37 protein-coding genes are annotated in these 25,184 nt (G+C 36.7%); 1 reads left to right on the top strand and 36 read right to left on the bottom strand.

Annotated features, from left to right (window positions below; translation table 11 throughout):
* Positions 1-33: 33 nt before the first annotated feature.
* The 7 genes from AC4IFE_RS04625 to AC4IFE_RS04595 form a co-directional block, all read right to left on the bottom strand.
* Complete coding sequence (locus tag AC4IFE_RS04625; RefSeq protein ID WP_490755221.1) at positions 34-2,397, bottom strand: TonB-dependent receptor domain-containing protein; 2,364 nt, start codon at positions 2,395-2,397, stop codon at positions 34-36.
* Positions 2,398-2,477: 80 nt separating this feature from the next.
* A complete protein-coding gene (locus AC4IFE_RS04620; RefSeq protein ID WP_490755219.1) occupies positions 2,478-3,539 on the bottom strand; it encodes a helix-turn-helix domain-containing protein in 1,062 nt (353 codons plus the stop codon).
* Positions 3,540-3,720: 181 nt separating this feature from the next.
* On the bottom strand, positions 3,721-5,007 hold the full coding sequence (locus AC4IFE_RS04615) for a citrate synthase (RefSeq protein ID WP_111957117.1): 1,287 nt from the start codon (positions 5,005-5,007) through the stop codon (positions 3,721-3,723).
* A gap of 82 nt (positions 5,008-5,089) precedes the next feature.
* The gene (gene eno, locus AC4IFE_RS04610; RefSeq protein ID WP_490755217.1) at positions 5,090-6,382 is read right to left on the bottom strand and encodes a phosphopyruvate hydratase; all 1,293 of its coding nucleotides are present in this window, start codon (positions 6,380-6,382) and stop codon (positions 5,090-5,092) included.
* Positions 6,383-6,664: 282 nt separating this feature from the next.
* Positions 6,665-7,441 carry a sensor histidine kinase gene (locus tag AC4IFE_RS04605; RefSeq protein WP_490755215.1) on the bottom strand — a complete coding sequence of 259 codons (777 nt, stop codon included), beginning with the start codon at positions 7,439-7,441 and terminating at the stop codon, positions 6,665-6,667.
* A gap of 611 nt (positions 7,442-8,052) precedes the next feature.
* Positions 8,053-8,868, bottom strand: coding sequence for a hypothetical protein (locus AC4IFE_RS04600; RefSeq protein WP_490755213.1), 816 nt, complete (start codon positions 8,866-8,868; stop codon positions 8,053-8,055).
* 5 nt (positions 8,869-8,873) lie between these two features.
* On the bottom strand, positions 8,874-9,506 hold the full coding sequence (locus AC4IFE_RS04595; RefSeq protein ID WP_490755212.1) for a response regulator: 633 nt from the start codon (positions 9,504-9,506) through the stop codon (positions 8,874-8,876).
* Between the two features lie 175 nt (positions 9,507-9,681).
* On the opposite strand from AC4IFE_RS04595, the gene AC4IFE_RS04590 reads away from it, so the two are divergent.
* The gene (locus AC4IFE_RS04590; protein ID WP_490755210.1) at positions 9,682-10,116 is read left to right on the top strand and encodes a hypothetical protein; all 435 of its coding nucleotides are present in this window, start codon (positions 9,682-9,684) and stop codon (positions 10,114-10,116) included.
* Between the two features lie 180 nt (positions 10,117-10,296).
* On the opposite strand, the gene rplQ is transcribed toward AC4IFE_RS04590, so the two are convergent.
* The 29 genes from rplQ to AC4IFE_RS04445 form a co-directional block, all read right to left on the bottom strand.
* Positions 10,297-10,824: a 50S ribosomal protein L17 gene (rplQ, locus tag AC4IFE_RS04585; RefSeq protein WP_490755209.1), complete on the bottom strand. Its 528-nt coding sequence runs from the start codon at positions 10,822-10,824 to the stop codon at positions 10,297-10,299.
* 6 nt (positions 10,825-10,830) lie between these two features.
* Positions 10,831-11,826, bottom strand: coding sequence for a DNA-directed RNA polymerase subunit alpha (locus tag AC4IFE_RS04580; protein WP_034725969.1), 996 nt, complete (start codon positions 11,824-11,826; stop codon positions 10,831-10,833).
* 33 nt (positions 11,827-11,859) lie between these two features.
* Positions 11,860-12,468, bottom strand: coding sequence for a 30S ribosomal protein S4 (rpsD, locus tag AC4IFE_RS04575; RefSeq protein ID WP_111957101.1), 609 nt, complete (start codon positions 12,466-12,468; stop codon positions 11,860-11,862).
* 19 nt (positions 12,469-12,487) lie between these two features.
* Complete coding sequence (rpsK, locus tag AC4IFE_RS04570; RefSeq protein WP_027387198.1) at positions 12,488-12,877, bottom strand: 30S ribosomal protein S11; 390 nt, start codon at positions 12,875-12,877, stop codon at positions 12,488-12,490.
* 12 nt (positions 12,878-12,889) lie between these two features.
* On the bottom strand, positions 12,890-13,267 hold the full coding sequence (gene rpsM / locus AC4IFE_RS04565) for a 30S ribosomal protein S13 (protein ID WP_002983260.1): 378 nt from the start codon (positions 13,265-13,267) through the stop codon (positions 12,890-12,892).
* Positions 13,268-13,276: 9 nt separating this feature from the next.
* The gene (rpmJ, locus tag AC4IFE_RS04560; protein ID WP_007839480.1) at positions 13,277-13,393 is read right to left on the bottom strand and encodes a 50S ribosomal protein L36; all 117 of its coding nucleotides are present in this window, start codon (positions 13,391-13,393) and stop codon (positions 13,277-13,279) included.
* A gap of 109 nt (positions 13,394-13,502) precedes the next feature.
* Complete coding sequence (gene infA, locus AC4IFE_RS04555; protein WP_027381317.1) at positions 13,503-13,718, bottom strand: translation initiation factor IF-1; 216 nt, start codon at positions 13,716-13,718, stop codon at positions 13,503-13,505.
* Positions 13,719-13,721: 3 nt separating this feature from the next.
* A complete protein-coding gene (gene secY, locus AC4IFE_RS04550; RefSeq protein WP_034725974.1) occupies positions 13,722-15,101 on the bottom strand; it encodes a preprotein translocase subunit SecY in 1,380 nt (459 codons plus the stop codon).
* Positions 15,102-15,110: 9 nt separating this feature from the next.
* The gene (rplO, locus tag AC4IFE_RS04545) at positions 15,111-15,560 is read right to left on the bottom strand and encodes a 50S ribosomal protein L15 (RefSeq protein WP_111957099.1); all 450 of its coding nucleotides are present in this window, start codon (positions 15,558-15,560) and stop codon (positions 15,111-15,113) included.
* Positions 15,561-15,581: 21 nt separating this feature from the next.
* The gene (rpmD, locus tag AC4IFE_RS04540) at positions 15,582-15,758 is read right to left on the bottom strand and encodes a 50S ribosomal protein L30 (protein WP_007839493.1); all 177 of its coding nucleotides are present in this window, start codon (positions 15,756-15,758) and stop codon (positions 15,582-15,584) included.
* Positions 15,759-15,768: 10 nt separating this feature from the next.
* Positions 15,769-16,290, bottom strand: a complete 522-nt coding sequence (gene rpsE, locus AC4IFE_RS04535) for a 30S ribosomal protein S5 (protein ID WP_034703137.1) — start codon at positions 16,288-16,290, stop codon at positions 15,769-15,771.
* A 19-nt stretch (positions 16,291-16,309) separates the two neighbouring features.
* The gene (gene rplR / locus AC4IFE_RS04530) at positions 16,310-16,663 is read right to left on the bottom strand and encodes a 50S ribosomal protein L18 (protein ID WP_034725976.1); all 354 of its coding nucleotides are present in this window, start codon (positions 16,661-16,663) and stop codon (positions 16,310-16,312) included.
* A 15-nt stretch (positions 16,664-16,678) separates the two neighbouring features.
* A complete protein-coding gene (gene rplF, locus AC4IFE_RS04525; RefSeq protein ID WP_111957095.1) occupies positions 16,679-17,224 on the bottom strand; it encodes a 50S ribosomal protein L6 in 546 nt (181 codons plus the stop codon).
* Between the two features lie 17 nt (positions 17,225-17,241).
* Complete coding sequence (rpsH, locus tag AC4IFE_RS04520) at positions 17,242-17,640, bottom strand: 30S ribosomal protein S8 (RefSeq protein ID WP_111957093.1); 399 nt, start codon at positions 17,638-17,640, stop codon at positions 17,242-17,244.
* A 144-nt stretch (positions 17,641-17,784) separates the two neighbouring features.
* Complete coding sequence (rpsN, locus tag AC4IFE_RS04515) at positions 17,785-18,054, bottom strand: 30S ribosomal protein S14 (RefSeq protein WP_047376574.1); 270 nt, start codon at positions 18,052-18,054, stop codon at positions 17,785-17,787.
* A gap of 3 nt (positions 18,055-18,057) precedes the next feature.
* Entirely contained in the window at positions 18,058-18,609 is a 552-nt protein-coding gene (gene rplE / locus AC4IFE_RS04510) for a 50S ribosomal protein L5 (protein WP_034702867.1), read from the bottom strand.
* Between the two features lie 13 nt (positions 18,610-18,622).
* Positions 18,623-18,949: a 50S ribosomal protein L24 gene (rplX, locus tag AC4IFE_RS04505; protein ID WP_111957089.1), complete on the bottom strand. Its 327-nt coding sequence runs from the start codon at positions 18,947-18,949 to the stop codon at positions 18,623-18,625.
* A 22-nt stretch (positions 18,950-18,971) separates the two neighbouring features.
* Positions 18,972-19,340: a 50S ribosomal protein L14 gene (gene rplN / locus AC4IFE_RS04500; RefSeq protein ID WP_007839504.1), complete on the bottom strand. Its 369-nt coding sequence runs from the start codon at positions 19,338-19,340 to the stop codon at positions 18,972-18,974.
* Between the two features lie 2 nt (positions 19,341-19,342).
* On the bottom strand, positions 19,343-19,600 hold the full coding sequence (rpsQ, locus tag AC4IFE_RS04495) for a 30S ribosomal protein S17 (RefSeq protein ID WP_053073319.1): 258 nt from the start codon (positions 19,598-19,600) through the stop codon (positions 19,343-19,345).
* 11 nt (positions 19,601-19,611) lie between these two features.
* Complete coding sequence (rpmC, locus tag AC4IFE_RS04490) at positions 19,612-19,800, bottom strand: 50S ribosomal protein L29 (protein WP_034725985.1); 189 nt, start codon at positions 19,798-19,800, stop codon at positions 19,612-19,614.
* A gap of 11 nt (positions 19,801-19,811) precedes the next feature.
* Positions 19,812-20,237 (bottom strand): 50S ribosomal protein L16, encoded by a 426-nt coding sequence (rplP, locus tag AC4IFE_RS04485; RefSeq protein WP_034738777.1) that lies wholly within the window; start codon positions 20,235-20,237, stop codon positions 19,812-19,814.
* A gap of 98 nt (positions 20,238-20,335) precedes the next feature.
* Positions 20,336-21,082, bottom strand: a complete 747-nt coding sequence (gene rpsC, locus AC4IFE_RS04480; RefSeq protein ID WP_490755205.1) for a 30S ribosomal protein S3 — start codon at positions 21,080-21,082, stop codon at positions 20,336-20,338.
* 7 nt (positions 21,083-21,089) lie between these two features.
* Positions 21,090-21,488, bottom strand: a complete 399-nt coding sequence (gene rplV, locus AC4IFE_RS04475; protein WP_111957085.1) for a 50S ribosomal protein L22 — start codon at positions 21,486-21,488, stop codon at positions 21,090-21,092.
* Between the two features lie 2 nt (positions 21,489-21,490).
* Entirely contained in the window at positions 21,491-21,769 is a 279-nt protein-coding gene (gene rpsS, locus AC4IFE_RS04470) for a 30S ribosomal protein S19 (protein ID WP_034702850.1), read from the bottom strand.
* Between the two features lie 2 nt (positions 21,770-21,771).
* Positions 21,772-22,593 carry a 50S ribosomal protein L2 gene (gene rplB / locus AC4IFE_RS04465; RefSeq protein ID WP_111957083.1) on the bottom strand — a complete coding sequence of 274 codons (822 nt, stop codon included), beginning with the start codon at positions 22,591-22,593 and terminating at the stop codon, positions 21,772-21,774.
* 22 nt (positions 22,594-22,615) lie between these two features.
* Positions 22,616-22,906 carry a 50S ribosomal protein L23 gene (rplW, locus tag AC4IFE_RS04460; RefSeq protein ID WP_490755203.1) on the bottom strand — a complete coding sequence of 97 codons (291 nt, stop codon included), beginning with the start codon at positions 22,904-22,906 and terminating at the stop codon, positions 22,616-22,618.
* A 3-nt stretch (positions 22,907-22,909) separates the two neighbouring features.
* On the bottom strand, positions 22,910-23,539 hold the full coding sequence (gene rplD / locus AC4IFE_RS04455; protein WP_111957081.1) for a 50S ribosomal protein L4: 630 nt from the start codon (positions 23,537-23,539) through the stop codon (positions 22,910-22,912).
* Positions 23,530-24,156, bottom strand: a complete 627-nt coding sequence (rplC, locus tag AC4IFE_RS04450; RefSeq protein WP_034678007.1) for a 50S ribosomal protein L3 — start codon at positions 24,154-24,156, stop codon at positions 23,530-23,532. The genes rplD and rplC overlap by 10 nt, the downstream gene beginning before the upstream one ends.
* A 248-nt stretch (positions 24,157-24,404) precedes the next feature.
* Positions 24,405-25,169 (bottom strand): DeoR/GlpR family DNA-binding transcription regulator, encoded by a 765-nt coding sequence (locus tag AC4IFE_RS04445; protein WP_490755201.1) that lies wholly within the window; start codon positions 25,167-25,169, stop codon positions 24,405-24,407.
* Between the last annotated feature and the right edge of the window lie 15 nt (positions 25,170-25,184).

Raw genomic sequence — 25,184 nt, 5'->3', positions numbered from 1 at the left:
AACAAACCTGCTTTTGATAAGCAGGTTTTCTTTTTATCTTGCTCTATTTTCTTCTTCTGTTTTCTGAAGTTCTTTGGCTTGATATTTTGAGCTTCCGAAGCTATATCCTATAGAAAGGATCAGGCGGCTGGTATCCCACCAATGTGTAAAACGGTTGTCCATGATCTGTTTATGCCTGAATTCCAGACGCTGATCATAAGAATCAAAAATATTATTGTAGCTGATCTTTGTATTCAACATGTTATCAAACCATGATTTCTGCACAGACAGGTCAACTGTATATCTTGGTTTGATAATGTACAGGCTGTTTCCGGTTCTGGATTCATAATTTACAAAGAGATTAACGGTATATCCTTTAGGCAAAGTAAAAACCTGGTTTACCCGTATTTCATAATTATACACTTTCAAAGCATACACCTCTCCCAGGTACGGTCTGAACTCATCGTTATAGTATCCGGCGATCTGGCCAGTAATGGTCCACCATTTTGTCATTTTAACGGGAAAACTGGTTTCGACAGAGGCAAATTTCCGGTATGGAAGATTGGTCCCAAGATATTCCAGGACATTGGTTTTGGGATTGTAAAGGGGATAGCGGGTCATTACATCTTTTTCCTTTCCCGCTATAAAGCTGGTCACCCAATTTTTATAACGATACGTAAGTTTGATCTGGCTGGTGAAAGAGGGCTGGAGATAAGGATTCCCGATCCAGTAATTCAGCGGGCTGAAATAAACACGGAACGGATTAAGCTGGGAAAATACTGGTCGCGTTATTTTTCTGCTATACGAAAGTGATAGTTCACTGGATTTACTGAACATATAGGTTGTACTGAAAGACGGCAGCCATTCGAGATAATTTCTTGAGACTACAGAATCTCTGGTAACAGCATCCGAAATACTCTGCGTATTTTCAAACCTCAGTCCTGCATTCATCTGAAGCTTTCCAAACTTCTGCCTGTATGAAATATAACCTGCCCATATTTTCTCTTTGTACGAAAACATATTGCTGCGCTCCGGATCAAAGATAAAAAGGTCATTTACAGACAGGGTATCATATCGGATATTATTATGGGTATCGGAATGGCTGTATTTCATTCCCGCCTCCAGGTCTGCATTCCCTATCTTTTGAGAAATATCGATTTGCGCGGTCTGGATATCAATTTTATTAAGCAGGTCAGACTTCCAGTAGGATAAGAGTTGAGAGGTAGATTTATCTTTATTGATAAAATCATCCTTCTGCCTATTTTTGACGGAAAGATAGTTGCCTAAAAAATTCAGTTTAAAATTTTTATTTTGAAGCGAATAATCCGCAGTTATCCCATAATTTTCCTGAGTATAATCTGTTGGGTTTTCACTTTCGGTGTTAAAGATCAGCTGTGAACCTTCTTTATTGGTGGTATACAGTGAACCCAAGCGAATCCTGTCACTGGTTCTGAAATTCCCTCTTAAACCGATGCCTAATCTGTTCTTATCATTGATCCTGAAATCTGCCCCGGTCTGAATGCCGTACACCTTCCCCTCATCCTCCTGGTACGTATTGGTTCGCATGACATTGGTATTGGCAAGTTTCTGTAGTGCATTATAGCGATAAGTAGAAATACCGTTATTATAACTGGCCTGCAAGCTGTATGCTGTCTTTTCTGTATTATAAGAAAGGTTTAAAGAGTTTTCCCTGTAGCTGAACTTATTGGCATAGGTATTTCCGCTATAATTCCCTTTCCAGCCGAGGTTTCCGTTTCTTTTCAGCTTGATATCGATAATTCCTTTAAACTCTGCATCAAATTTGGAAGAAGGATTGGCATTCACTTCAACAGATTCTACCATTTCCGGCGGTAACGAACGAAGATAGGCCTGCAGTTCCTGGCTGCTCATGGTAACTGGTTTCCCGTCAATAAATATGGCAGGAGTAATTCTTCCGCCAATAAAAATGCCGCCTTCCTGGTCTATGGAAACGCCCGGTGTCTTTCTTAAAACCTCAAGAAGATTCGCAGAGGTTTTGAAATCTTTATTTCCGGAAACACTCATTACCACGTTTCCGTCATTGAGCCTGATATTTCTGGTCGCTGAACGGATCACTACTTCAGAAATATTTTCAGGAGCAGGCTTCAATTCGATCAAAGAAAGATCTTCTACAGCATTAAATTCTTTTGTTTCATATTTATTTTTCCGGACTACAAAGTAAGCATCAGGAACTATATTATCCAGCTGGAAAAAACCTGAGGAATCCGTCTGAACTTTTTGAATGATGCTCCGGTCTGATTTATTTAACATAGAAACTTCAGCCTGAGAAACCACTGTCCTGGTTTCTGAATCCAAAATTTTTCCCCGTATTGTTTCCTGAGCTTTTCCAAAGAAGGAAAGGAATAGTAGCAACAGAAAAAACCATAATCTGATATTCATAAATTTTAATTTTTATGAAATCAAAAGTAGCAGGCTACAGAAAAAATAAGGTTTTGAAGTTTAAATTCCGCAGTACGAAATTATAATTCTGAACTCTGAAACCTGGCTTCAGAAGGGATTTGCGACTGCTTGTACAAAAGCGGTGTAGTATTTTTAATTTTTTTGAATGTGGAAAAGAAGGTAGATTTAGAATTAAACCCTACTTCATAGCCAATCTCTTCGATCTTGAGGAAGGAACCGCTTTCTATTTTCTCACAGGCTTCGCTGATCCTGTATTCATTGATGTATGTTGAAAAGCTTTTACCGAGATTATCATTCAGCAATTGGGAAAGCTGATGGGCAGACATGTTCATCTTTGCTGCCAGATCACTTAATTTCAGATTTGGATTTTTGTATAATTCTTCTGAATTCATCAGCCGTTCAAGTTTTGAAACAAAACTGTCTGCAAGTTCTTCTGAAATCTTTTTATTGGTGTATTTAGGACTCTCTTTTGCAGGATCTTCATTATTCTTTTTACTGAAGAGAATTAAAAAATTCGCGTACAGCACAAATGAAAATACCAGACTTCCGCCCGCACAATACACCTGTACCCATCCTGTAGAAATTAACTGATACGCCAGGAAAATGATCACATTGCTAATGAGTACCGGAAGAATAAATTTATTGGGATTTCTCACCGCCTGTCGTGTAAAAGTATAATACTGATACACCGCAAGCAGGACAAACACTGACCAAACTGTATAAATAAAGGTTCCGAAATATTTGTCCCATGTAACCGGAAAGAACAAATACAGCAACCCGACACCTCCAAGAACCAATGTTAACACTCCGAAAAATGATCTGCATTGCTTTAAATCAAATTCTTCTCTCTGGAATGATGATCTGATGTAATAATATAAGGCCGGCCCTGTGAAAAACAGCGCCGACATCCCGAGGTGCGGAATGATTCGCGGCCAGTCCGGATAGAAATAGATGCAAACCGAAATCCCGACTCTGATGCTTAAAGTCAATAAAATCAGGCCTAAAAAGAGATCCGGAATGTTTTTAAGTTTTTTGACAAACAGAAGATAGATTCCGAGCAGCAACCCATTAAAGGCCCCTACCGCACTGAAGAAAAATAACATCTGCTGTCCGAAAGTCATTGTATTGATTTTTTTAATAAAGTCCTTTCATTGCTGTTTAAACCAAACCAATTGAAAGTGATTACTTTATGAAGGTAAATTTAATAAAATTATCCATCCCAATTTTATAAAAAATGCAACTCCTTAAAATAAAAAATCCCAAAGCAAGCTTTGGGATTTTGTTTATGATAAAAACAGAGGTTTATCTGTTTGTAATATCGATGTAATCTCTTTTTTGAGCACCCTGGTAAACCTGTCTCGGTCTTCCGATAGGATCTCCTTTCAGCCTCATTTCTTTCCACTGAGAAATCCATCCCGGAAGTCTTCCCAAAGCAAACATTACCGTGAACATTTCTGTAGGGATTCCCAATGCTCTGTAGATAATACCTGAATAGAAGTCTACGTTCGGATATAGTTTTCTTTCTACGAAGTACTCATCTTCAAGAGCTACTTTTTCTAACTGCATCGCAATGTCAAGAGCTTTATCCTGAATACCTAATGCATTAAGGATGTCATCAGCAGCTTTTTTAATGATTTTTGCTCTTGGATCAAAGTTTTTGTACACTCTGTGTCCAAAGCCCATTAGACGGAAGCTGTCATTTTTATCTTTTGCTTTTGCTACCCACTTATTAACATCACCACCATCTTTGTCGATCAGCTCAAGCATTTCGATAACCGCCTGGTTAGCCCCTCCGTGAAGAGGTCCCCAAAGTGCAGAAACTCCTGCAGAAATAGAAGCGAAAAGACCTGTATGAGCGGAACCTACCATTCTTACTGTAGAAGTGGAGCAGTTTTGTTCGTGGTCAGCGTGAAGGATTAATAATTTATCAAGCGCGTCAACAATTACCGGATTTACTTCAAATTCTTCGTTAGGTAATCTGAACGCCATTTTGTAGAAGTTTTCTACATAGTTCAGGCTGTTATCTCCGTGGTTAAGCGGAAGACCCTGAGTTTTTCTGTAGGTCCATGCGCAAAGGTGAGAGAATTTAGCAATCATCAGTTCTGCGGCGTGGTCCATTTCTTCTTTAGAGTTTACGTTAACGGCTTTAGGATTAAAAGCTGTCAAAGCGGAAGTTAAAGAAGATAAAACTCCCATAGGGTGAGCAGAACGAGGAAAAACATCAATGATCTTTTTCATTTCATCTGCTATAAAGTTATATTTTTTAATATTATTGTTGAAGGAAACAAATTGGTCCTGAGTAGGTAATTCACCATGTAATAAAAGGTACATTACCTCTGAAAAGTTAGATTTCTCAGCAATCTGCTCGATTGGATAACCTCTGTAGAATAATTCTCCTTTATCTCCGTCTAAGTAAGTGATGTCGCTAATGGTAGCTCCTGTATTTTTGTACCCTAAATCCAGAGTGATTAAACCTGTCTGGTCTCTTAATTTTGAAATATCAATTCCTCTGTCTCCGATAGTACTATCCACAATTGGATATTCATATGAATTACCGTCATAATTCAATATTACTTTGTTGTCTGACATTTATTTATTTTTTTTTAAATATACTACTTATTACAAAATACGGCAAACAAAAATTATCGCTTGCCGTTATTTATAAATTCAATTATCTTTTAATTTTAAATGCGTCTAAACCTGGGAAAAAAGCTGTATCGCCCAATGCTTCTTCAATTCTTAAAAGCTGATTATACTTCGCCATTCTGTCTGATCTTGAAGCAGATCCGGTTTTGATCTGTCCGCAGTTCATAGCTACTGCCAAATCAGCAATTGTGGAATCTTCTGTTTCTCCTGATCTGTGAGACATTACTGAAGTGAATTTGTTATTCTGAGCCATTTGTACAGCATCCATTGTTTCGGAAAGAGAACCGATCTGGTTTACTTTTACAAGGATTGAGTTGGCAATACCTTCTTTTACTCCTCTTGACAATCTTTCTACGTTGGTTACGAATAAATCGTCACCTACCAGCTGTACTCTGTCCCCGATCTTATCGGTAAGCATTTTCCATCCTTCCCAGTCATTTTCCTGCATTCCGTCTTCGATGGAGATGATAGGATATTTAGCTGCTAATTCAGCAAGGTAAGAAACCTGCTCGCTGCTGGAGAACTGAGCGGCATCCGGAGTCTGGAATTTTCTGTAGTCGTAAATTCCGTCTTTGTAAAATTCTGAAGCGGCGCAGTCAAGTGCTAACATGATGTCGTCACCTGGCTTATAACCTGCTTTTTCGATAGCCTGAAGTAATGTATCCAAAGCATCTTCAGTTCCTTTGAACGTAGGTGCAAAACCTCCTTCGTCCCCTACTGCTGTAGAAAGACCTCTTGAATGAAGAATGGATTTCAGGTTGTGGAAAATTTCAGTTCCTTTTCTCAAAGCGTGAGAGAAAGAGTCTGCTTTTACCGGCATTACCATAAATTCTTGGAACGCGATAGGAGCATCGGAGTGTGATCCTCCATTGATGACATTCATCATCGGAACAGGAAGTGTATTGGCATTAACACCGCCTACATATTTGTATAAAGGTATTCTTAATTCAGCGGCAGCAGCCCTGGCTACGGCTAAAGAAACGCCTAAAATTGCATTCGCTCCAAGGTTTCCCTTGTTTGGAGTTCCGTCAAGATCGATCATAATCTGATCAATAAAGTTCTGCTCAAAAACCGGCTGCCCGATTAAGTTTTCTGCAATTACTTCTTTTACATTTTCAACAGCTTTCAGGACTCCCTTACCCATATAATCTGAACCACCGTCACGTAATTCCACTGCTTCATGTTCACCTGTAGATGCTCCGGATGGTACTGCAGCACGCCCCATGGCCCCGCTTTCCGTAAATACATCTACTTCAATGGTAGGATTACCTCTGGAATCCAAAATTTGTCTCGCTTCTATGAAAGAAATTGCACTCATATTGTTTAGTTTTAAACCATCCGCAAAAGCTTCAAGTTGTTTATTATTAAAATTATACTTGATCACAAATTTAATGAAAAAACTAACCTGATGAAAAAAGTAAGCTTTAATATTTAGCAATACATAAAAATTCTCCAGTGTTTTTTATGACATTGAAGAATTATGGTTTAATTTTCCATTTAAATAAGATTTTACTTGCCTGATAATGTCTTTTCTTTATGCCGTAAGGAAATATTTTTTTGCTTTTTTGAAGGCGTAACTCTATAAATATTTTCCGGGGTATTATACTGTAGTTCTAAAAAGTATCTGTGTCCCTGATCCTTCAGATAAAATCTGACATTCGCCGTTCTGTTCCTGCATCCGCCGTTTCATATTCCTCAGCCCGTTTCCCTCCGTATTTTCATGAATGATCCCGACTCCGTTATCAGAGATTTTCATGATGAATTCTTTATCTTTTTGAATAAAAGAAAGTTTCAGCTGATCGGACTGGCTGTGTTTATAAGCGTTATTCAGAGCCTCTTTTAAGCATAAAAACATATTCCGCCTCAGTTCTGTGGAAATAGGCGTTTCTGATATGATATCTTCGCTTTCTGACATAAGTTTAATTTTTGTTCTTTTCAGAAAGTTGCCGGTATATTGTATGGAATAATCTATAAAACTTCCCAGAGTATCATTTCCTGAGTTCAGGCTCCAGAGCATTTCGCGCATGGAAAGATTCATTTCTTCTGAGGTTTTCAGCAGCTCATCGATATCATTCTGCAGATCTCCGTCTTCCGCTTTCTGCTTGAGGAATTCTGCCTGAAGCTTCAATGCTGAAATCCCGGCTCCGAGATCGTCGTGCATATCATGGGAAATACGTTCCCGCTCCTGTTCTATGGATTTTTGCTTTTCAAGCTCCTTTTGAAGAAGCTGATTTTGATATTCTGCTTCTTTAAGCTGTTGTTCTTTAAGGTACAAAAGCTGTTTTTTATTATACATTAAAACAACGAAAATAATGAAAGCAATGAATAGCATTATTACAATAACTGCAATAATGTAAGTGAGTTTTATTCTATCCAAATCATTCATTTTCTATCTTAATTAAATGCTGAACGCTTATTTTCTGCAAAAAATACCTCTCAGGAATAATACATAGCAAAAAATAGTAATTCCCTGATAAAAATAATTTATACCTTGAAAAAAAACACTGTCTTTTTCGGCAAAAAATAATGACGGGATTATTCGCATTAAAAAAACAGTACTCCACAATAAAAGTCCGGCACAAAACCAGAATTTCTGTTTATTGTAGATCGAAATTTCATTAGGGTTTTTAATTTGCCACATCATCCATTCCAAGCTAAGAAAAACATAGACAGAACTTTGTATTACCGGCAATAAATTTTCATCTCCAATACTATGTTTTATAAGCAGGCAGCTACTGACTATCAATAAAAGAATATATCTATTATAATGTAATGTAAAAAGTTCTTTAAAATAAAATATAAAAAAAAGAATATAAAAAATCTTAGTGTACTTATAAATGCCACCATCAAATATTCCCATGAAGATCAGAATTTCTGATAAAAAAACAATCAAAAAATATAAATACAGGAATCTTTGTCTTGCTTCTTTATTTATAACTGAAAAAGCAAGACAAAGAAAGGTCAGAATTAAATAGAATATATACATATTTAACAGCCTGGCGGCTTTAAGCAAAAGTCATCAGAAAAAACTATTGGAGGATTTCTAAGAGCTTTGGTAGGACTTAATTCCATCAAGCACATGATTAATGTTAAATGATGCATTTTACTTTTATTTTTACTGTTAACGGTGTTATTCGTTAATACCCCTGGTAAAAAAGATAAAGTATGTTTTGTTGGCTCATATTGGCTAAAGTCAGCATACGGTATTAATATTTCAGTAGTATTACCATACGTTTTATCACCTGAATGTTCGGAGTCTACCAAACTTGTCTTAGCTTTTGTCATTTCATCATAAATACCGGTTTTAAAGACATTATCCATTTCTTTAAATGCTTTCTCATCAACCTGCTTGATAGCATCTTCTGTAATAATGTATTTATTATTATTTGAGTCGGCAAAAAGAATTTCCAAATGATTTTCTCTTGTGGTAAGGATTAGCCGTATCGAGTCATTATTTTTCACCATCTTTTTCATTTCCTCTCCTACACTTGGAGCTATATCAAAAGAATATGGATATTTTTTCCCCAATCCTAGATGTGGTTTATATGTAGCTGAATACTTCCCATAATACTTATCTACATCCGTATCCGGTATTGTTGTTAATATAGTATATAAGCTTAAATAATCATATTTCTTTATATAGATACTGTCTCCATTAGAATCAACAGGAGCAGCATTAGCTTTATGTTCCGCCCGGTCCAAAGTGCCATTTTTTATTTCTCCGGTCTTATCCTTCCTGCAGCTTATCAAAAACAACATTAAAGTTATCAGATAAATAATTCTCAGTAGTTTAATTGTTCTCATGTCTCTTAGTTTTTAAAATGGTTAAATTTATTTATTGCTTCTACTTTATTGCTTACGTGCAGCTTCCTGTAGATATTTCCTACATGTTTTTTCACAGTGTCTATACTGATGAACTTTCTGTCGGCAATTTCTTTGTAAAGGAGTCCCTGAGAAAGGAGCCCGAGAATTTCTTTTTCACGTTCTGTGAGGTCATCGTAATCTTTAATTTCGGGAAGTTTTTTTTCAAAATGGCTCAAAACTCTCCGGGCGATGGACAGGCTCATGGGTGCGCCGCCATTATACACATCGCGGATGGAAGAAAGGATTTTGTCCATGCTTTCCCCTTTGATGAGATATCCCATAGCACCTGCTTTTAATGAATTAAAGATCTTTTCATCATCTTCAAAACTGGTACACATGATGAACTGCGTCTTTGTCATTTCTTTTCTGAGCTTTTCAATGATTTCAATACCCAGCATATCCTGCAGCTGGATATCCATCATAACAACATCCGGAGAAATAGCGGGAAGATTTTTCAGGGCTTCCTTTCCATTAAAGAACTGGGCAGTTACCTGCATATCCTTCTGGTAATTGATGACCTTCTTCAACGCGTTGTTGTAGTTCTTTTCGTCTTCTACTATGGCGATAGAAATGCTCATTGTTTTTTGTTTAAGACAAATTTCGTAAGAAAACAAGGCGGAAACAATTACACTTTTGTGTAATTTAGTGACTTGAGTTCAGGGTTATTGGTTTGTTTTTTGTTTCTATTAAATTTAGTTAAAATTTCTATTACAATAGAAAAACAATTACCCTACACATTAAAAAATAAATATCATGAGAAAAAGCCTTTTAATAGCAGCTTCAGCTGTGGCATTATTATTCACCAGCTGCAAGAAAAGTGAAAGCGGAAACAAAAGCGTAATCAAAACTGACAGTTCAGAAACGGTGATCACCGACAACAATGGAAAAATTGATTCTGTAACCCAAAGTTCTTCAACAACTGAAGTGAACGGTCAGAAGACAGAGAAAACAGATTTCGTTTACAAGGCTACGGACGGAACATTAGTAAAAGTAGTATTCAAAAATGATCCCAAGGAAAGTAATGTAGCGATCACCAGCAACAAAAAGACATTTACATTACCAAAAACAGACACAAAAGACGGTGAGGTTATCTACAAAAAAGATGATATGACTGCCAGGGTAAAAGGTGATAGCCTTCATCTGGAACAAGGTAAGAATGTGATTGAATTGAAGAGAACGAAAATTTAATCGGGATAAATTTCGGAACCGAAATTTTAAAAATAATGGTGAATGTGAATACTGAATTGTCAATAGTGAATTCTGAATTCACTTCATTGGTGAAGTAAAATTTACGGTTCTTCGCAAAAGCCGGCCAATAAAAAAGCCATCCAGATTCTGGATGGCTTTTCAATTATATCTGAATGAATATTATTCTTCAGTTTTCTCTTCTGCAGAGTCAGCTGCTTCAGCCTTAGGCTCTTCAACTTTCTCCTCTGCTTTTGGAGCTTCAGCTACTACAGCTTCAGCTTTTTTTGCAGTTGCAGATCTTCTGCTTCTTCTTGTAGCTTTTTTCTCCTCAGCATTAGGATTGTAAAGTTCGTTGAAATCAACAAGCTCGATAAGAGCCATGTCAGCAGCATCACCTTGTCTGAAACCAGTCTTGATGATTCTTGTGTACCCGCCGTTTCTTTCTGCGATTTTAGGAGCTACTGATCTGAAAAGTTCAGTAACTGCCTCTTTACTTTGAAGATATGAAAAAACAATTCTTCTATTGTGTGTAGTATCTTCTTTTGCCTTTGTTAATAGAGGTTCAACATATACTCTTAAAGCTTTTGCTTTAGCTACAGTAGTGTTGATTCTTTTATGCTCAATTAGAGAACAAGCCATATTAGAAAGTAAAGCACTTCTATGAGAAGCTGTTCTTCCTAAGTGATTGAATTTTTTACCGTGTCTCATTATTAATTATTTATCAGCGTCTAACTTATATTTTGCAACGTCGAAACCGAAGTTAAGACCTTTTGAATGCACTAATTCTTCTAGTTCTGTCAAAGATTTTTTACCAAAATTTCTGAATTTCATCAAATCAGACTTACTGTAAGAAACCAGTTCTCCAAGAGTTTCTACTTCAGCTGCTTTCAGACAGTTAAGGGCTCTTACAGAAAGATCCATATCTGCTAATTTAGACTTAAGTAATTGTCTTGTATGAAGTGTTTCTTCGTCATATTGGATAGATGCTTTCACAGCTTCTGTTTCAAGGGTGATTCTCTCATCAGAGAACAACATGAAGTGATAAATTAATATCTTAGAAGCTTCAGTTAAAGCATTTTGAGGACTGATGGAACCATCAGTTTCTATATCTAATACAAGTTTTTCGTAGTCTGTTTTTTGCTCTACACGATAATTTTCAATGCTGTATTGTACTTTCTTAATTGGCGTGAAAATAGAGTCAATAGCAATAGTACCTACCGGTGCATTGTTTGACTTATTCTGTTCTGAAGGAACATACCCTCTTCCTTTTTCTATATTGAAAGTAATTTCGAAAGTTACATCACTGTTTAGGTTGCAGATCAAAAGATCCGGGTTCAGCACCTCAAATCCGTTGATAGACTTCCCTAAATCACCAGCAGTAATAACTGTTTGACCTGAAACTTTAGCAATTACCTGCTCGTTGGCCTGGCCTTCTGCTGAAGCTTTTAATCTTACCTGCTTAAGGTTAAGAATAATTTCGGTAACGTCTTCGATTACTCCTGGAATAGTTGAAAATTCGTGCTCTACACCTTCTATTTTGATAGATGAAATAGCATATCCTTCCAGAGAAGAAAGCAACACTCTTCTCAAAGCATTACCGATTGTAAGCCCGAAACCTGGTTCTAATGGTCTGAATTCGAATTGACCTTTAAATTCATCAGAGTTAAGTAAAATTACTTTATCGGGTTTTATGAATTGTAAAATTGCCATATTATTGGGTTGAGCAAAAATTTGATTAAAAAATTATTTAGAGTAAAGTTCGACGATAAGCTGTTCCTTGATGTCCTCCGGAATCTGGATTCTTTCAGGAGCAGAAACGAAAGTACCTTCTTTCTTCTCATCGTTGAATTGTAACCACTCATAATTAGCTTTAGAAGCTAATGAATCAGTAACAACCTCAAGAGATTTAGATTTCTCTCTTACAGCGATCACATCACCTGCTTTTACTAAATAAGAAGGAATGTTAAGGATTTCCCCATTCACAGTGATGTGTCTGTGAGAAGTTAACTGTCTAGCAGCAGATCTTGTTTTAGCAAAACCTAATCTGAATACTACGTTATCCAATCTTGATTCACAAAGCTGTAATAGAACTTCACCTGTTACACCTTTACTTCTGTGTGCTTTTTCAAATAAGTTAGCAAACTGCTTTTCTAAAATACCGTAAGTATATTTAGCTTTTTGCTTTTCAGCCAGCTGAATTGCATATTCAGATTTTTTAGCACCTCTTCTTTTGTTAGGACCGTGTTGTCCTGGCGGTTGGTTTTTTCTTCTTTCGAAGTTTTTGTCATCTCCGTAGATTGCAGCACCAAACTTTCTAGCAATCTTAGTTTTAGGTCCAATATATCTTGCCATAATGGGTAAATTCTAAAAATTAAACTCTTCTTCTTTTCGGTGGTCTACATCCATTGTGCGGCATAGGAGTCACATCAATGATTTCGCTAACTTCAATACCTGAATTGTGGATAGTTCTGATTGCAGATTCTCTACCTGCACCAGGACCTTTCACATACACCTTTACTCTTCTTAGTCCAGCTTCGTGAGCAACATTAGAGCAATTTTCAGCCGCCATTTGAGCAGCAAATGGAGTATTCTTTTTAGAACCTCTGAAACCCATTTTACCGGCAGAAGCCCAAGAGATAACTTCTCCGCTTTTATTTGTTAAAGAAATGATGATGTTATTGAAAGAAGCCTGAATGTGCGCTTCACCAATAGCTTCAACTTTTACTTTTCTTTTTTTAACTACTTTAGTTTGTTTTGCCATAATTCCTAACGATTATTTACTTGCTTTTTTCTTGTTAGCAACTGTTTTTCTCTTTCCTTTACGGGTTCTAGAGTTGTTTTTCGTTCTCTGGCCTCTTAAAGGTAGTCCTAGTCTGTGACGTATTCCTCGTTGGCATCCTATGTCCATCAATCTCTTGATGTTCAATTGCACTTCAGATCTTAATTCTCCTTCTACTTTTACGTTTTCAGAGATATATGTTCTGATTGCAGCCAATTCATCGTCATTCCATTCGTTGACTTTCTTGTCTTCGCTGATACCGGCAGCTTTAAGGATTTCGGAAGAAGTACTTCTTCCAACTCCGTAGATGTAAGTTAAACCGATAACACCTCTTTTGTTTTTTGGTAAATCAATACCTGCAATTCTCGCCATAATTTAATGTTAGCCTTGTCTTTGTTTAAATTTTGGGTTCTTCTTGTTGATTACGAACAGTACACCTTTTCTGCGTACGATTTTGCAATCAGCACTTCTTTTTTTAATTGATGCTCTAACTTTCATTTGAAATATTTATTTTTTTTACTGACCAATGGAAACTTGCGATTTCATTTTGATAGTATTCATTTTCAACAAGAGCCAAATGGAACATACATTCCATTTGGCGTTTGTATTAATATCTAAATGTGATTCTCCCTTTAGATAAATCATAGGGAGACATTTCTAGTTTTACCTTGTCTCCAGGTAAAAGTTTAATATAATGCATTCTCATTTTACCGGAAATATGAGCGATAAGTATATGCCCATTCTCCAGCTCTACACGGAACTGGGCGTTCGAAAGTGCTTCCGTGATAACGCCGTCTTGTTCAATATGTTTTTGTTTTGCCATAAATTAATATCCAGTCGTTCTTGACAATTTAGACTGCATTAAGCCATCATAATGATGGTTCAGCAGATATGTATTAATCTGTTGAACGGTATCTAAAATAACTCCAACCATAATCAATAGTGATGTTCCCCCGAAAAATAGGGCGAACGCATCTGTCTGAACAAAGCTTCCATGCACTATTGCCGGAAGGACTGCAAAGATAGACAAAAATATTGCACCTGGCAAGGTAATTTTTGATAAAATATCATCTAAATAATCAGCTGTTTCTTTACCGGGTCTTACTTTCGGTACTAAACCTCCATTTCTCTTCAAATCATCAGCCATTTGGTTTACCGGAATTGTAATTGCAGTATAGAAGAATGAGAAGATAATAATTAATAGCGCGAACAATACATTGTACTGCCAGCTAAAAACATTCTTGAAACCTGCAAGAAAGGTATTGGACTCATCGAACTTAGTCAATAATCCTGGTACGAACATCAATGCCTGAGCAAAGATAATCGGCATTACACCAGCAGCATTTACTTTCAATGGGATCCACTGTCTTGCTCCCTGCATAAGATTTCTGTTTACACCTCCTCTTGCTTGAGCTCTGCTTACATACTGAATTGGAATTTTTCTGACAGCAACAGATAATACTACTGCTAAAAGAACTACCAGCATCCAGAATATTACTTCTATAAGGATCATGATAGATCCCATTCCTCCTTTTCCGTTCTGCACGGCCATTTCCTGTACGAATGCTTCAGGTAATCTGGATAGGATCCCCACCATAATAAGGATGGAAATACCGTTTCCGATACCTTTGTCGGTGATTTTCTCACCTAACCACATTGCGAATACTGAACCGGCAACCAAAATAACAATACTTGGTAACCAGAACATGATAGAATTTGGCTCTACATAATATGCAGAAGAGAACTGAGCATACGGTAAGAATAATTGAGTAATAGACGTTAAATAAGAAGGGGCCTGTACAAGACAAACACCAATCGTTAACCATCTAGTAATTTGATTCAATGTATTTCTACCAGACTCTCCATCCTTCTGAAGTTTCTGAAGATAAGGAATAGCCATTCCCATCAACTGAACAATAATAGAAGCAGAAATATAAGGCATGATTCCCAACGCCATTACGGAAGCGTGGCTGAAAGCTCCCCCCGTAAACGACGAAAGCAAGCCAAGGAGACCTGCTCCTTGCTTGTTACCGCCTTGATTTTTATAATGCTCTAAGAGATCTCCCACTTCTGCAAGGTTAATTGCGGGAAGCGAGATATAAGATGCGAATCTATACACAAGGATAATACCTAACGTAAAGAGAATTTTATCTCTTAATTCCTTTAGGCTCCAGATATTTTTAAGGGTTTGTATAAATTCTTTCATTAGTAAGTATTATAAGGTAATTGCTTTTCCACCTGCTTTAGCAATAAGCTCTTCAGCAGATTTAGTGAACTTGTCAGCAGAGATTGAAACCGCAGATTTCAATTCTCCTCTACCCATAATTTTCACTAATTCGTTTTTAGAAACTAAACCGTTTTCAACTAAAACTTCTTTCGTGATATCTCCAGTGATGGATTTGTTCTCGATTAAAATTTGGATAGTATCAAGGTTTACTCCTCTAAACTCTTTTCTGTTTACGTTTTTGAAACCGAATTTAGGTAATCTCCTTTGTAAAGGCATCTGTCCACCTTCGAAACCGATTTTCTGAGAATACCCAGCTCTAGCTTTCTGACCTTTATGACCTTTCGTAGCAGTACCTCCTTTTCCTGTACCCTGACCTCTACCAATTCTTTTTGAATTGAAAGTAGATCCTGCAGCAGGTTTTATGTTATTTAAATTCATTTTAATTTCTTTTGTTAAAAATTATTTTTGAACTTCAAGTAAATGACTAACTGCAGCTATCATTCCTAAGATAGAAGGAGTAGCTTCGTGTTCTACAACTTGGTGAAGTTTCTTAAATCCTAATGCTTCAAGCGTTCTCTTTTGGGTTTTTGTTCTTCCAATAGCGCTTCTTACTTGCTTTACTTTGATTGTTGCCATTGTTCTAATATTAACCGTTAAACACTTTACTTAGAGAAACTCCTCTCATTCTAGCGATCTCTTCAGGTCTTCTGATATCCAATAACGCTTTGAAAGTAGCTTTCACCACGTTGTGAGGGTTAGAAGATCCTTTAGATTTTGAAAGGATATCGTGAATACCAGCAGACTCCAATACTGCTCTTACCGCACCACCGGCGATAAGTCCTGTACCGTGAGAAGCAGGTCTTAAGAAGATATCTGCACCACCGTATCTGGCAGTAGTCTGGTGAGGAATTGTGTGGTTCATTACAGGAACTTTCACAAGGTTTTTCTTAGCATCTTCAACAGCTTTAGCAATTGCAGAAGCTACTTCTTTAGATTTTCCAAGACCATGACCGATTACTCCGTCTTCATTTCCTACTACAACGATAGCAGAAAATCCGAAAGCTCTACCTCCTTTGGTTACTTTTGTTACTCTGTTAACAGCTACGAGACGATCTTTTAATTCTAATCCTCCCGGTTTTACTCTTTCTATATTATCTAGTCCTAACATATTTTCCGAAATTTTATGATTAGAATTTAAGTCCTCCTTCTCTCGCTCCATCAGCAAGAGCTTTCACTCTTCCGTGGTAAACGAAACCGTTTCTGTCAAATACAATACTTTCGATTCCTGCAGCGATAGCTTTGGCAGCGATAGCTTTACCAACAGCAGCAGAAACTTCAGTCTTAGTACCATTAGCGTCAACACCTTTCTCTCTTGAAGAAGCGGAAACTAAAGTTGTACCATTTTTATCATCGATTAACTGAGCGTAAATTTCCTTATTACTTTTATATACAGATAATCTTGGCAATTCAGAAGATCCAGAGATTTTCCCTCTTACTCTTCTTTTGATTCTTATTCTTTTTTCTAATTTACTTAATGCCATAATACTTATAATTTATTAAGCAGATTTACCAGCTTTACGTCTAACAATTTCTCCAAGGAATCTTACACCTTTTCCTTTGTAAGGCTCAGGCTTTCTGAAAGAACGGATCTTTGCAGCTACCATTCCTAGAAGTTGGTTGTCATGAGACGCTAAAGTAATAATTGGGTTTTTACCTTTTTCAGTCAATGTATCTACTTTTACTTCGCTTGGAAGCTCTAATACGATACCGTGAGAGAATCCTAAAGCTAACTCAAGTTTTTGACCTGTGTGTGAAGCTCTATATCCTACCCCTACTAGTTCCAGTTTCTTTTCGAAACCTGTATTAACACCAGTGATCATGTTGTTGATCAACGCTCTGTATAGACCGTGAAGTGCTTTATGTTGTTTAGACTCAGATGGTCTGTTAACGTTAAGTTCACCATCTTTCTGTTCTAAAGTAATTCCTGCTGTAAGCTCCTGGGAAAGTTCTCCTTTAGGACCTTTAACTGTTACAACACCGTTATTTTCAGTGACAGTAACTCCAGCTGGAATTGTTATAATTGCTTTACCAATTCTTGACATTTTCCTCTGATTAAAAATTAATAAACATAGCAGATTACTTCACCGCCTACTTTTTCTTCTCTAGCCTTCTTGTCAGTCATTACTCCTTTAGAAGTAGAGATAACAGCTATACCCAAACCGTTCAGTACTCTTGGAAGTTCAGTAGAACCTTTGTACTGTCTTAAACCTGGTCTAGAAGCTCTCTGAATAGACTTGATAGCCGGTTTGTTAGTTTGCTTGTCATACTTTAAAGCGATTTTGATCACTCCTTGAACAGCGTTATCTTCAAACTTGTAGTTTAAGATATACCCTTGGTCAAATAAGATCTTAGTAATCTCCTTTTTGATTTTCGATGCAGGAATTTCCACCACTTTGTGGCCTGCGCTTTGTGCGTTCCTTACTCTTGTTAGGAAATCTGAAATTGGATCTGTTACCATTTTTCTATTTTAAATTATTGGTTAAAGACAATCAGTATTGAAAGGACTTGAAGATTAAAATATCAGACTTCAGAAAATCTTGGGTCTGATATTTTTATTCTTTAGTATCCAGACAACTTAATTGTCCCGATTAATTAGTAATTATTACCAACTGGCTTTTCTTACTCCCGGGATAAGACCGTTGTTTGCCATTTCTCTGAAAGTTACTCTGGAAATACCAAACGTTCTCATGTATCCTCTAGGTCTACCTGTTAGTTTACATCTGTTGTGTAATCTTACAGGAGAAGCATTTTTAGGTAATTTCTGAAGTCCTTCATAATCACCAGCTTCTTTTAAAGCTTTTCTTTTGTCAGCGTATTTAGCAACTAGTGCTTCTCTTTTGCGCTCACGCGCTTTCATTGATTCTTTAGCCATTTCTTAGTTCTTTTTAAATGGTAAACCGAAGTGAGTTAATAAAGCTTTCGCTTCTTTATCCGTTTTCGCAGTTGTAACGAAAGTGATGTCCATTCCCTGGATTTTTTTCACTTTGTCAATTACGATTTCAGGGAAGATAATCTGCTCAGTAATACCTAAGTTGTAATTACCTCTACCATCGAACCCGTCTGCCTTGATACCAGAGAAATCTCTGATACGTGGTAAAGCAGAAGAAGTAAGTCTGTCTAAGAATTCATACATTTTATGAGCTCTCAATGTTACCTTAGCACCTACAGGCATACCTTTTCTCAATTTGAAAGCCGCTTCGTCTTTCTTAGAGATAGTACCTACTGCTTTCTGGCCAGTAATCATTGTTAATTCTTCTACAGCATAATCAATGATTTTCTTGTCTGCAGTGGCATCACCTAATCCTTGAGACAGGATGATTTTTTCCAATCTAGGTACCTGCATTACAGATTTGTACCCAAATTCTTCCATCATTGCAGGAACAATTTTCTCTCTGTATATATTTTTGGGTCTTGCTATAAATTCCATGTGTTAATTCAAATTATAAAGTTTCACCCGTTTTTCTATCGATTCTTACTTTCTTATCTCCATCGATTTTATAACCGATTTTGATAGCTTTTCCGTCTTTACCAACTAGGGCTACGTTTGAGATATGAATAGAAGCTTCCTTTTCAGTAATCCCACCTTGAGGGTTAGAAGCTGAAGGCTTAACGTGTTTTTTAACGATGTTAAGTCCTGCAACGATTACTCTAGGGTCTTTTCCTTCTTTCTTGATCACTTCAATAACTTCACCAGTCTTACCTTTGATATCTTTCTTACCAGTAGTAATGATGACGTTATCTCCTCTTTTTATTTTTAACTTTGACATTTTCTTTTAAAAATTTTAAAAATTAAAGTACTTCAGGAGCTAATGAAATGATTTTCATATATTCTTTGTCTCTCAACTCACGAGCAACCGGTCCGAAAACACGTGTTCCTCTCATTTCTCCCGCTGCGTTTAGTAATACACAAGCATTGTCTTCGAATTTGATGTATGAACCATCTTTTCTTCTCACTGCTTTTTTAGTTCTTACTACTACAGCTTTAGATACCTGACCTTTTTTAGCGTTTCCTGATGGTGTAGAATCCTTGATAGTAACAACGATTTTATCACCAACTGAAGCATATCTTCTTCTGGTTCCTCCCAGAACTCTGATAACTAGTACTTCTTTTGCACCTGTGTTATCAGCAACTTTTAATCTTGATTCTGTTTGTAACATTATTACTTAGCTTTTTCAATGATTCTTACTAATCTCCATCTCTTGCTCTTGCTCAAAGGTCTAGTTTCCTGGATAAGAACTGTATCACCTTCTGTGCATTCGTTGTTTTCGTCGTGTGCAGTATATTTTTTCGTTTTTAATACGAATTTACCGTACATCGGGTGTTTCACTCTCGTAGTCTCACTTACAACAATGGTCTTTTCCATTTTATTGCTGGAAACTATTCCGATTCTTTCTTTTCTTAAGTTTCTTTCCATAATGTATGAAAATCTTATTGTTGTTTAGTGGTTAACTCAGTGTTTAGTCTAGCGATCGATCTTCTCAAATCTCTGATTTGAATCGGGTTTTCAATTGGACTGATCTTGTGAGCCAATTTCAGTTTTGAATATTGAGTTTTCAATTCAGCAAGTTTTGCTTGAATATCACCCGCGCTTAAATTTTTAATATCAGCTTGTTTCATTGTATCAAAGATTATAGAGGTTTAACAAAATCGTTAGCAACTACGAATTTAGTAACTACCGGTAATTTCTGTGCAGCAAGTCTTAAAGCTTCCTTAGCGATTTCGTAAGATACTCCTCCGATTTCGAACATAATTTTACCTGGTTTTACTACAGCTACCCAATATTCCACGGCACCTTTACCTTTACCCATACGAACTTCGGCTGGTTTTTTAGTAATTGGTTTATCCGGGAAGATTTTGATCCATAGCTGACCTTCTCTCTTCATATATCTTGTCGCAGCGATACGAGCAGCTTCGATTTGTCTTGCAGTAATCCAAGCACCTTCTATAGCTTTGATTCCAAAAGTTCCGTAAGCCAGTTGATTACCTCTTTGAGCAATCCCCTTCATCTTCATCTTATGAACTCTACGGAATTTGGTTCTTTTTGGTTGTAACATAATTTCTAAATTTTAGATTTTAGATTTTAGATTTTAGATTTTTTATATTTTAAAAAAGTAACGGTAATTTAAAATTCAAAATTTCTAACCTAAAATTTTTAATTATTATTGTTATTATTGTTATTTTTTCTAGGTCTTCTGTTGTCTCTGTCTCCTCTGTTTCCGCCTCCTGAAGGACCTCCTTTTTTCTGTTGTCCCACTAGTGGAGAAAGATCTCTCTTACCGTAAACCTCCCCTTTCATGATCCAAACTTTCACTCCTAATCTACCATAAGTAGTATGAGCTTCAGCCCAGTGATAATCGATATCAGCTCTGAAAGTAGACAAAGGGATTCTTCCTTCTTTGAAAGATTCGCTTCTTGCCATTTCAGCTCCGTTCAATCTACCAGAGATTTGAACTTTGATACCTTCAGCACCCATTCTCATTGTACTGGCCATTGCCATTTTAACAGCTCTTCTGTAAGAAATTCTGTTTTCAATCTGCTTAGAGATGCTGTCAGCCACTAATACTGCATCAAGTTCAGGTCTTTTGATTTCGAAAATATTGATTTGAATATCCTTACCTGTAAGTTTCTTCAATTCTTCTTTCAATTTATCAACTTCCTGACCTCCTTTACCGATGATAAGTCCCGGTCTAGCAGTAGTGATTGTCACTGTTACTAATTTTAGTGTTCTTTCAATATAAATTTTTGAAATACCACCTTTAGATAATCTAGCCTCAAGGTATCTTCTGATTTTGTAGTCTTCCGCGATTCTGTCTCCATAATCGTTTCCGCCAAACCAGTTAGAATCCCATCCTCTGATGATACCTAATCTGTTACCAATTGGATTTGTCTTCTGTCCCATACCTTGATTAATTTTCTTTATTACCTAAGATTAATGTAACGTGGTTAGATCTTTTTCTGATTCTATACCCTCTACCTTGCGGCGCTGGTCTTAGTCTCTTCAATTGTCTTGCACTATCCACGAAGATTTCTTTAATGATAAGGTTTGCTTCTTCAATATCAGCACCTTCATTTTTAGTCTGCCAGTTTGCCATAGCAGAAAGAAGTAATTTCTCTAATTTGTTAGAGGCTTCTTTTTTAGAATATTTTAGGATATAAAGAGCTTTATCTACCTGCTCTCCTCTAATGATATCAGCAACTAATCTCATTTTTCTTGGAGATGATGGGCAGTCATTTAATGAAGCTTTTACAACGTCTTTGTTAGCTTCTTTTCTTGCGATTGAACTATCTTGTTTTCTTGATCCCATGATTATCTGCTTCCTTTATTTTTGTTACCACCATGACCTCTGAAAGATCTTGTTGGAGAAAATTCGCCTAACTTGTGACCTACCATGTTTTCTGTAACATAAACAGGGATAAAAGATTTCCCGTTGTGTACTGCAATAGTTTGTCCTACGAAGTCCGGAGAGATCATCGATGCTCTAGACCAAGTTTTAATAACTGTCTTCTTACCAGACTCTATGTTTGTCTGAACCTTCTTATCTAAAGTATGATGAATGAATGGTCCTTTTTTAAGTGATCTTGCCATAATTATTTTCTTTTAGATATGATATGACGGTTAGACGCTTTGTTTTTCTTTCTGGTTTTGTAACCTTTAGCCGGCATACCGTTTCTAGATCTTGGGTGACCTCCAGAAGAACGTCCTTCACCACCTCCCATTGGGTGATCTACAGGGTTCATTACTACCGGTCTAGTTCTAGGTCTTCTACCTAACCATCTGCTTCTACCAGCCTTACCTGAAACAGTTAACTGATGATCCGAGTTAGAAACAGATCCAATCATTGCATAACATTCAGTAAGGATCATTCTAGATTCTCCTGAAGGCAATTTGATGATTGCATATTTTCCGTCTCTTGAAGTTAATTGAGCTGAAGAACCAGCACTTCTTGCTAAAATAGCACCTTGACCAGGCTTCATTTCAACACAAGAAATTACAGTACCCAATGGAATGTTTTTCAATTTCATTGCGTTACCTACGTTTGGTTCAACGCTTTCTCCTGAAACTACTTTCTGATCTACTTTGATACCGTTTGGAGCGATGATGTATCTCTTCTCTCCATCTGCGTATTCTAATAAAGCAATAAATGCAGTTCTGTTTGGATCATATTCTACAGTTTTTACCGTTGCTTCAACATCATGCTTGTTTCTTTTGAAGTCGATAATTCTGTATTTCTTTTTGTGTCCACCTCCGGTGTAACGCATGGTCATTTTACCAGTTTGGTTACGTCCACCTGACTTACTAATACCAACTGTTAGAGATTTCTCTGGTTTGTTGGTAGTAATTTCCTCAAAATTGTTTACAATTCTGAATCTCTGTCCTGGGGTGATAGGTTTTAATTTTCTAACAGACATTACTATTATTTATAATTAATAATTAATTTACAGCAAAAATATCGATAACGTCACCTTCAACAAGCTTGATTACCGCCTTTTTCAATTTGTTTGTCTTTCCTACTTGAAGACCTTTTTTAGTGTATTTTGAAGAAACCTTCGGAGCATAAATCATTGTGTTAACGTCTGCTACTTTTACACCGTAAGCTGCTTCAACAGCTTTTTTAATCTGGATCTTATTAGCCTTAGGATCTACTAAGAAAGAATAAGAACCTCTTAAATCTGTAAGGTAATTAGCCTTTTCTGAGATAACTGGTTTAATAATAAGTGACATGATTTATTTCTTTAAATTTTCCTGGAATTTTTCAACTGCACCTTCTAAGAATACGATCTCACCTGCATTCATCAAGTCATATGAACTAATTTCGTTGAAGTTCATTACTTTAGTTTTAGGTAAGTTTCTTGAAGATAAATACACATTCTTGTTAGCTTCAGGAAGAACAAATAGAGATTTCTTATCGTTCAATGCCAATGCATTTAGGATAGTGATGAAATCTTTAGTTTTAGGAGCGTTTAAGCTCATATCCTCCATTACTCTGATGCTGTTGTCTCTCATTTTCTGAGATAAAACAGATTTTTTTGCTAATCTCTTAAGAGCTTTGTTCAATTTGAATCTGTAGTCTCTTGGTTTTGGTCCGAATACTCTACCTCCACCTCTGAAAGTTGGAGATTTGATATCACCATATCTAGCAGAACCAGATCCTTTTTGCTTCTTAAGTTTTTTAGTAGAAGCAGTAATTTCGCTTCTTTCTTTTGATTTATGAGTCCCTTGTCTCTGTGCTGCAAGGTACTGTTTAACTTCTAAGTAAACCGCGTGCTGATTTGGCTCAATTCCGAATACTGATTCGTCTAGAGTTACTTTTCTTCCGGTCTCTTTTCCTGATGTATTTAATACTACTAGTTCCATTTTCTGATAATTACATAAGAATTTTTAGCTCCCGGAACAGCACCTTTTACTACTAAAAGATTTTGTTCTTGATCCACTTTTAATACCTGAAGGTTTTGTACAGTTACCTGTTTACCTCCCATTCTACCCGCCATTCTCATTCCTTTGAATACTCTTGAAGGATCCGATCCAGCACCGATAGAACCTGGAGCTCTAAGTCTGTTGTGCTGACCATGAGTAGCTTGCATTACACCTCCAAAGCCATGTCTTTTAACAACACCCTGGAAACCTTTACCTTTTGAAGTTCCTGTTACGTCAACATACTCTCCTTCAGAGAATAAATCAACTTTTACTTCTTCTCCTACTTTTACTTCGTCTACGAATTCTCTGTAGAATTCTACCAACTTAGCTTTTGGAGCAGAACCAGCCTTTTTGAAATGGCCAGCTAACGCTTTACCTACGTTCTTTTCACTCTTGTCATCGAAACCTAACTGAACTGACTTATAGCCGTCCTTTTCTATGGTTCTGACCTGTAAAACCGAGCATGGACCAGCCTGAATAACTGTACAAGGAATATTCTTTCCTTCTTCGTTAAACAAAGACGTCATACCGATTTTTTTACCAATAATACCTGACATTGTTTATATTAAATAAAATTTATCTTTCTAATTTCCACATTTTTAGGAGGTCTGAAGCAATTTCTACTTTTGATATAGGCATACTACGCCCCTAAAATGGAGTGTGCAAATTTATGAATATTTTTATAACTGACAAATATTTAAGGTAAAATATTTTGATTTTTAATCAATTAGGTAATTTTGAAAAAATCCGGATGGATTTTCAGTGAAATTATTTTGGATTTTTTAAAAAATAATTTAGAAGAAGCTTATTTTACAATAACCGTAACCCCTATTTCTTCCAATGCCACTTTATCTTCGGCACAGATACCATTATCTGTGATCAGATAATCAACCTTATCCAGAGGAGCAATCTTACCGAACCCTTTTTTATTCAGCTTCGAAGAATCACCAAGAATGACCACTTTTTCGGAACATTCTATCATAAGCTGATTCAGATGAGCTTCTGCAGCGTTTGAAGTACTGATTCCAAAATCGATGTCAATTCCATCCACTCCCAGAAAAAGTTTATTACAGGAAAACTGCTTGAGAATCCCTTCAGAAATGGAACCTACAATGGAGGTCGAACTTTTCCGGACTTCGCCACCCAACTGTATAATATTAATATTAGGATTATTACACAGCTCAATAGCCACCCTTAAAGAAGAGGTTAAAACCGTAAGAGGTCCAAAGTTGACCAGCATTCTCGCCAAATAATGCATCGTAGTCCCTGAAGCTAAAATAACACAGTCATTTTCCTGAATAAGCTGCAAAGCTGCTTTAGCAATATTCTGCTTGGCTTCTACATTGATGTTTTCTTTTTCGTCTACATTCCTTTCGTAAGCATAGCGTACATGCTTGCTTGCCCCTCCATGGTTTCGGAAAAGCAATCCTAAGCTTTCGAGATAATTCAGATCCTTTCGGACCGTAACCGACGAAACATTGAACTTCTCGCACAGATCCTGTACAAGAACATGTCCTTTTTCATCCAGTTCCTTTAATATATCATCGTGCCTTGGTATTAACTTTTCCATTCTGATTCTTTCATC

The sequence above is a fragment of the Chryseobacterium sp. UF-81 genome, from assembly GCF_058245105.1.
The sequence above is the reverse complement of the archived record's forward strand: the minus strand, read 5'-3'. Positions and strand labels throughout refer to the sequence as shown.

What these genes read in the sequence shown, in the direction of transcription:
- infA (WP_027381317.1), bottom strand. Translation starts at nt 13,718, where the DNA reads ATGGCAAAACAAAAACATATTGAACAAGACGGCGTTATCACGGAAGCA.
- rpmD (WP_007839493.1), bottom strand. Translation starts at nt 15,758, where the DNA reads ATGGCAACAATCAAAGTAAAGCAAGTAAGAAGCGCTATTGGAAGAACA.
- AC4IFE_RS04580 (WP_034725969.1), bottom strand. Translation starts at nt 11,826, where the DNA reads ATGGCAATTTTACAATTCATAAAACCCGATAAAGTAATTTTACTTAAC.
- rplO (WP_111957099.1), bottom strand. Translation starts at nt 15,560, where the DNA reads ATGAATTTAAATAACATAAAACCTGCTGCAGGATCTACTTTCAATTCA.
- secY (WP_034725974.1), bottom strand. Translation starts at nt 15,101, where the DNA reads ATGAAAGAATTTATACAAACCCTTAAAAATATCTGGAGCCTAAAGGAA.
- rpsM (WP_002983260.1), bottom strand. Translation starts at nt 13,267, where the DNA reads ATGGCGAGAATTGCAGGTATTGATTTACCAAAAAACAAAAGAGGTGTT.
- AC4IFE_RS04620 (WP_490755219.1), bottom strand. Translation starts at nt 3,539, where the DNA reads ATGACTTTCGGACAGCAGATGTTATTTTTCTTCAGTGCGGTAGGGGCC.
- AC4IFE_RS04615 (WP_111957117.1), bottom strand. Translation starts at nt 5,007, where the DNA reads ATGTCAGACAACAAAGTAATATTGAATTATGACGGTAATTCATATGAA.
- rpsD (WP_111957101.1), bottom strand. Translation starts at nt 12,468, where the DNA reads ATGGCAAGATATATTGGACCTAAAACTAAGATTGCTAGAAAGTTTGGT.
- rpsE (WP_034703137.1), bottom strand. Translation starts at nt 16,290, where the DNA reads ATGTTAGGACTAGATAATATAGAAAGAGTAAAACCGGGAGGATTAGAA.
- rplN (WP_007839504.1), bottom strand. Translation starts at nt 19,340, where the DNA reads ATGTTACAAACAGAATCAAGATTAAAAGTTGCTGATAACACAGGTGCA.
- rplC (WP_034678007.1), bottom strand. Translation starts at nt 24,156, where the DNA reads ATGTCAGGTATTATTGGTAAAAAAATCGGTATGACGTCTTTGTTTAAC.
- rplE (WP_034702867.1), bottom strand. Translation starts at nt 18,609, where the DNA reads ATGGAATTTATAGCAAGACCCAAAAATATATACAGAGAGAAAATTGTT.
- rpmC (WP_034725985.1), bottom strand. Translation starts at nt 19,800, where the DNA reads ATGAAACAAGCTGATATTAAAAATTTAAGCGCGGGTGATATTCAAGCA.
- AC4IFE_RS04445 (WP_490755201.1), bottom strand. Translation starts at nt 25,169, where the DNA reads ATGGAAAAGTTAATACCAAGGCACGATGATATATTAAAGGAACTGGAT.
- rplD (WP_111957081.1), bottom strand. Translation starts at nt 23,539, where the DNA reads ATGGAACTAGTAGTATTAAATACATCAGGAAAAGAGACCGGAAGAAAA.
- rpsN (WP_047376574.1), bottom strand. Translation starts at nt 18,054, where the DNA reads ATGGCTAAAGAATCAATGAAAGCGCGTGAGCGCAAAAGAGAAGCACTA.
- rplB (WP_111957083.1), bottom strand. Translation starts at nt 22,593, where the DNA reads ATGTCTGTTAGAAAATTAAAACCTATCACCCCAGGACAGAGATTCAGA.
- AC4IFE_RS04600 (WP_490755213.1), bottom strand. Translation starts at nt 8,868, where the DNA reads ATGAGAACAATTAAACTACTGAGAATTATTTATCTGATAACTTTAATG.
- rplR (WP_034725976.1), bottom strand. Translation starts at nt 16,663, where the DNA reads ATGGCATTAAGTAAATTAGAAAAAAGAATAAGAATCAAAAGAAGAGTA.
- rplF (WP_111957095.1), bottom strand. Translation starts at nt 17,224, where the DNA reads ATGTCAAGAATTGGTAAAGCAATTATAACAATTCCAGCTGGAGTTACT.
- rplP (WP_034738777.1), bottom strand. Translation starts at nt 20,237, where the DNA reads ATGTTACAACCAAAAAGAACCAAATTCCGTAGAGTTCATAAGATGAAG.
- AC4IFE_RS04625 (WP_490755221.1), bottom strand. Translation starts at nt 2,397, where the DNA reads ATGAATATCAGATTATGGTTTTTTCTGTTGCTACTATTCCTTTCCTTC.
- rplW (WP_490755203.1), bottom strand. Translation starts at nt 22,906, where the DNA reads ATGTCACTTATTATTAAACCAGTTATCTCAGAAAAGGCTAATTACCTT.
- rpsC (WP_490755205.1), bottom strand. Translation starts at nt 21,082, where the DNA reads ATGGGACAGAAGACAAATCCAATTGGTAACAGATTAGGTATCATCAGA.
- rplQ (WP_490755209.1), bottom strand. Translation starts at nt 10,824, where the DNA reads ATGAGACACGGTAAAAAATTCAATCACTTAGGAAGAACAGCTTCTCAT.
- rpsK (WP_027387198.1), bottom strand. Translation starts at nt 12,877, where the DNA reads ATGGCAAAACAAACTAAAGTAGTTAAAAAAAGAAAAGTAAAAGTTGAA.
- rpsH (WP_111957093.1), bottom strand. Translation starts at nt 17,640, where the DNA reads ATGGTAACAGATCCAATTTCAGATTTCCTAACAAGAGTAAGGAACGCA.
- rpsS (WP_034702850.1), bottom strand. Translation starts at nt 21,769, where the DNA reads ATGGCAAGATCACTTAAAAAAGGACCATTCATTCATCATACTTTAGAT.
- AC4IFE_RS04590 (WP_490755210.1), top strand. Translation starts at nt 9,682, where the DNA reads ATGAGAAAAAGCCTTTTAATAGCAGCTTCAGCTGTGGCATTATTATTC.
- rpmJ (WP_007839480.1), bottom strand. Translation starts at nt 13,393, where the DNA reads ATGAAAGTTAGAGCATCAATTAAAAAAAGAAGTGCTGATTGCAAAATC.
- rplX (WP_111957089.1), bottom strand. Translation starts at nt 18,949, where the DNA reads ATGTCAAAGTTAAAAATAAAAAGAGGAGATAACGTCATCATTACTACT.
- eno (WP_490755217.1), bottom strand. Translation starts at nt 6,382, where the DNA reads ATGAGTGCAATTTCTTTCATAGAAGCGAGACAAATTTTGGATTCCAGA.
- rplV (WP_111957085.1), bottom strand. Translation starts at nt 21,488, where the DNA reads ATGGGATCAAGAAAACAAGATAGTTCAATCGCAAGAAAAGAAGCTAAC.
- AC4IFE_RS04595 (WP_490755212.1), bottom strand. Translation starts at nt 9,506, where the DNA reads ATGAGCATTTCTATCGCCATAGTAGAAGACGAAAAGAACTACAACAAC.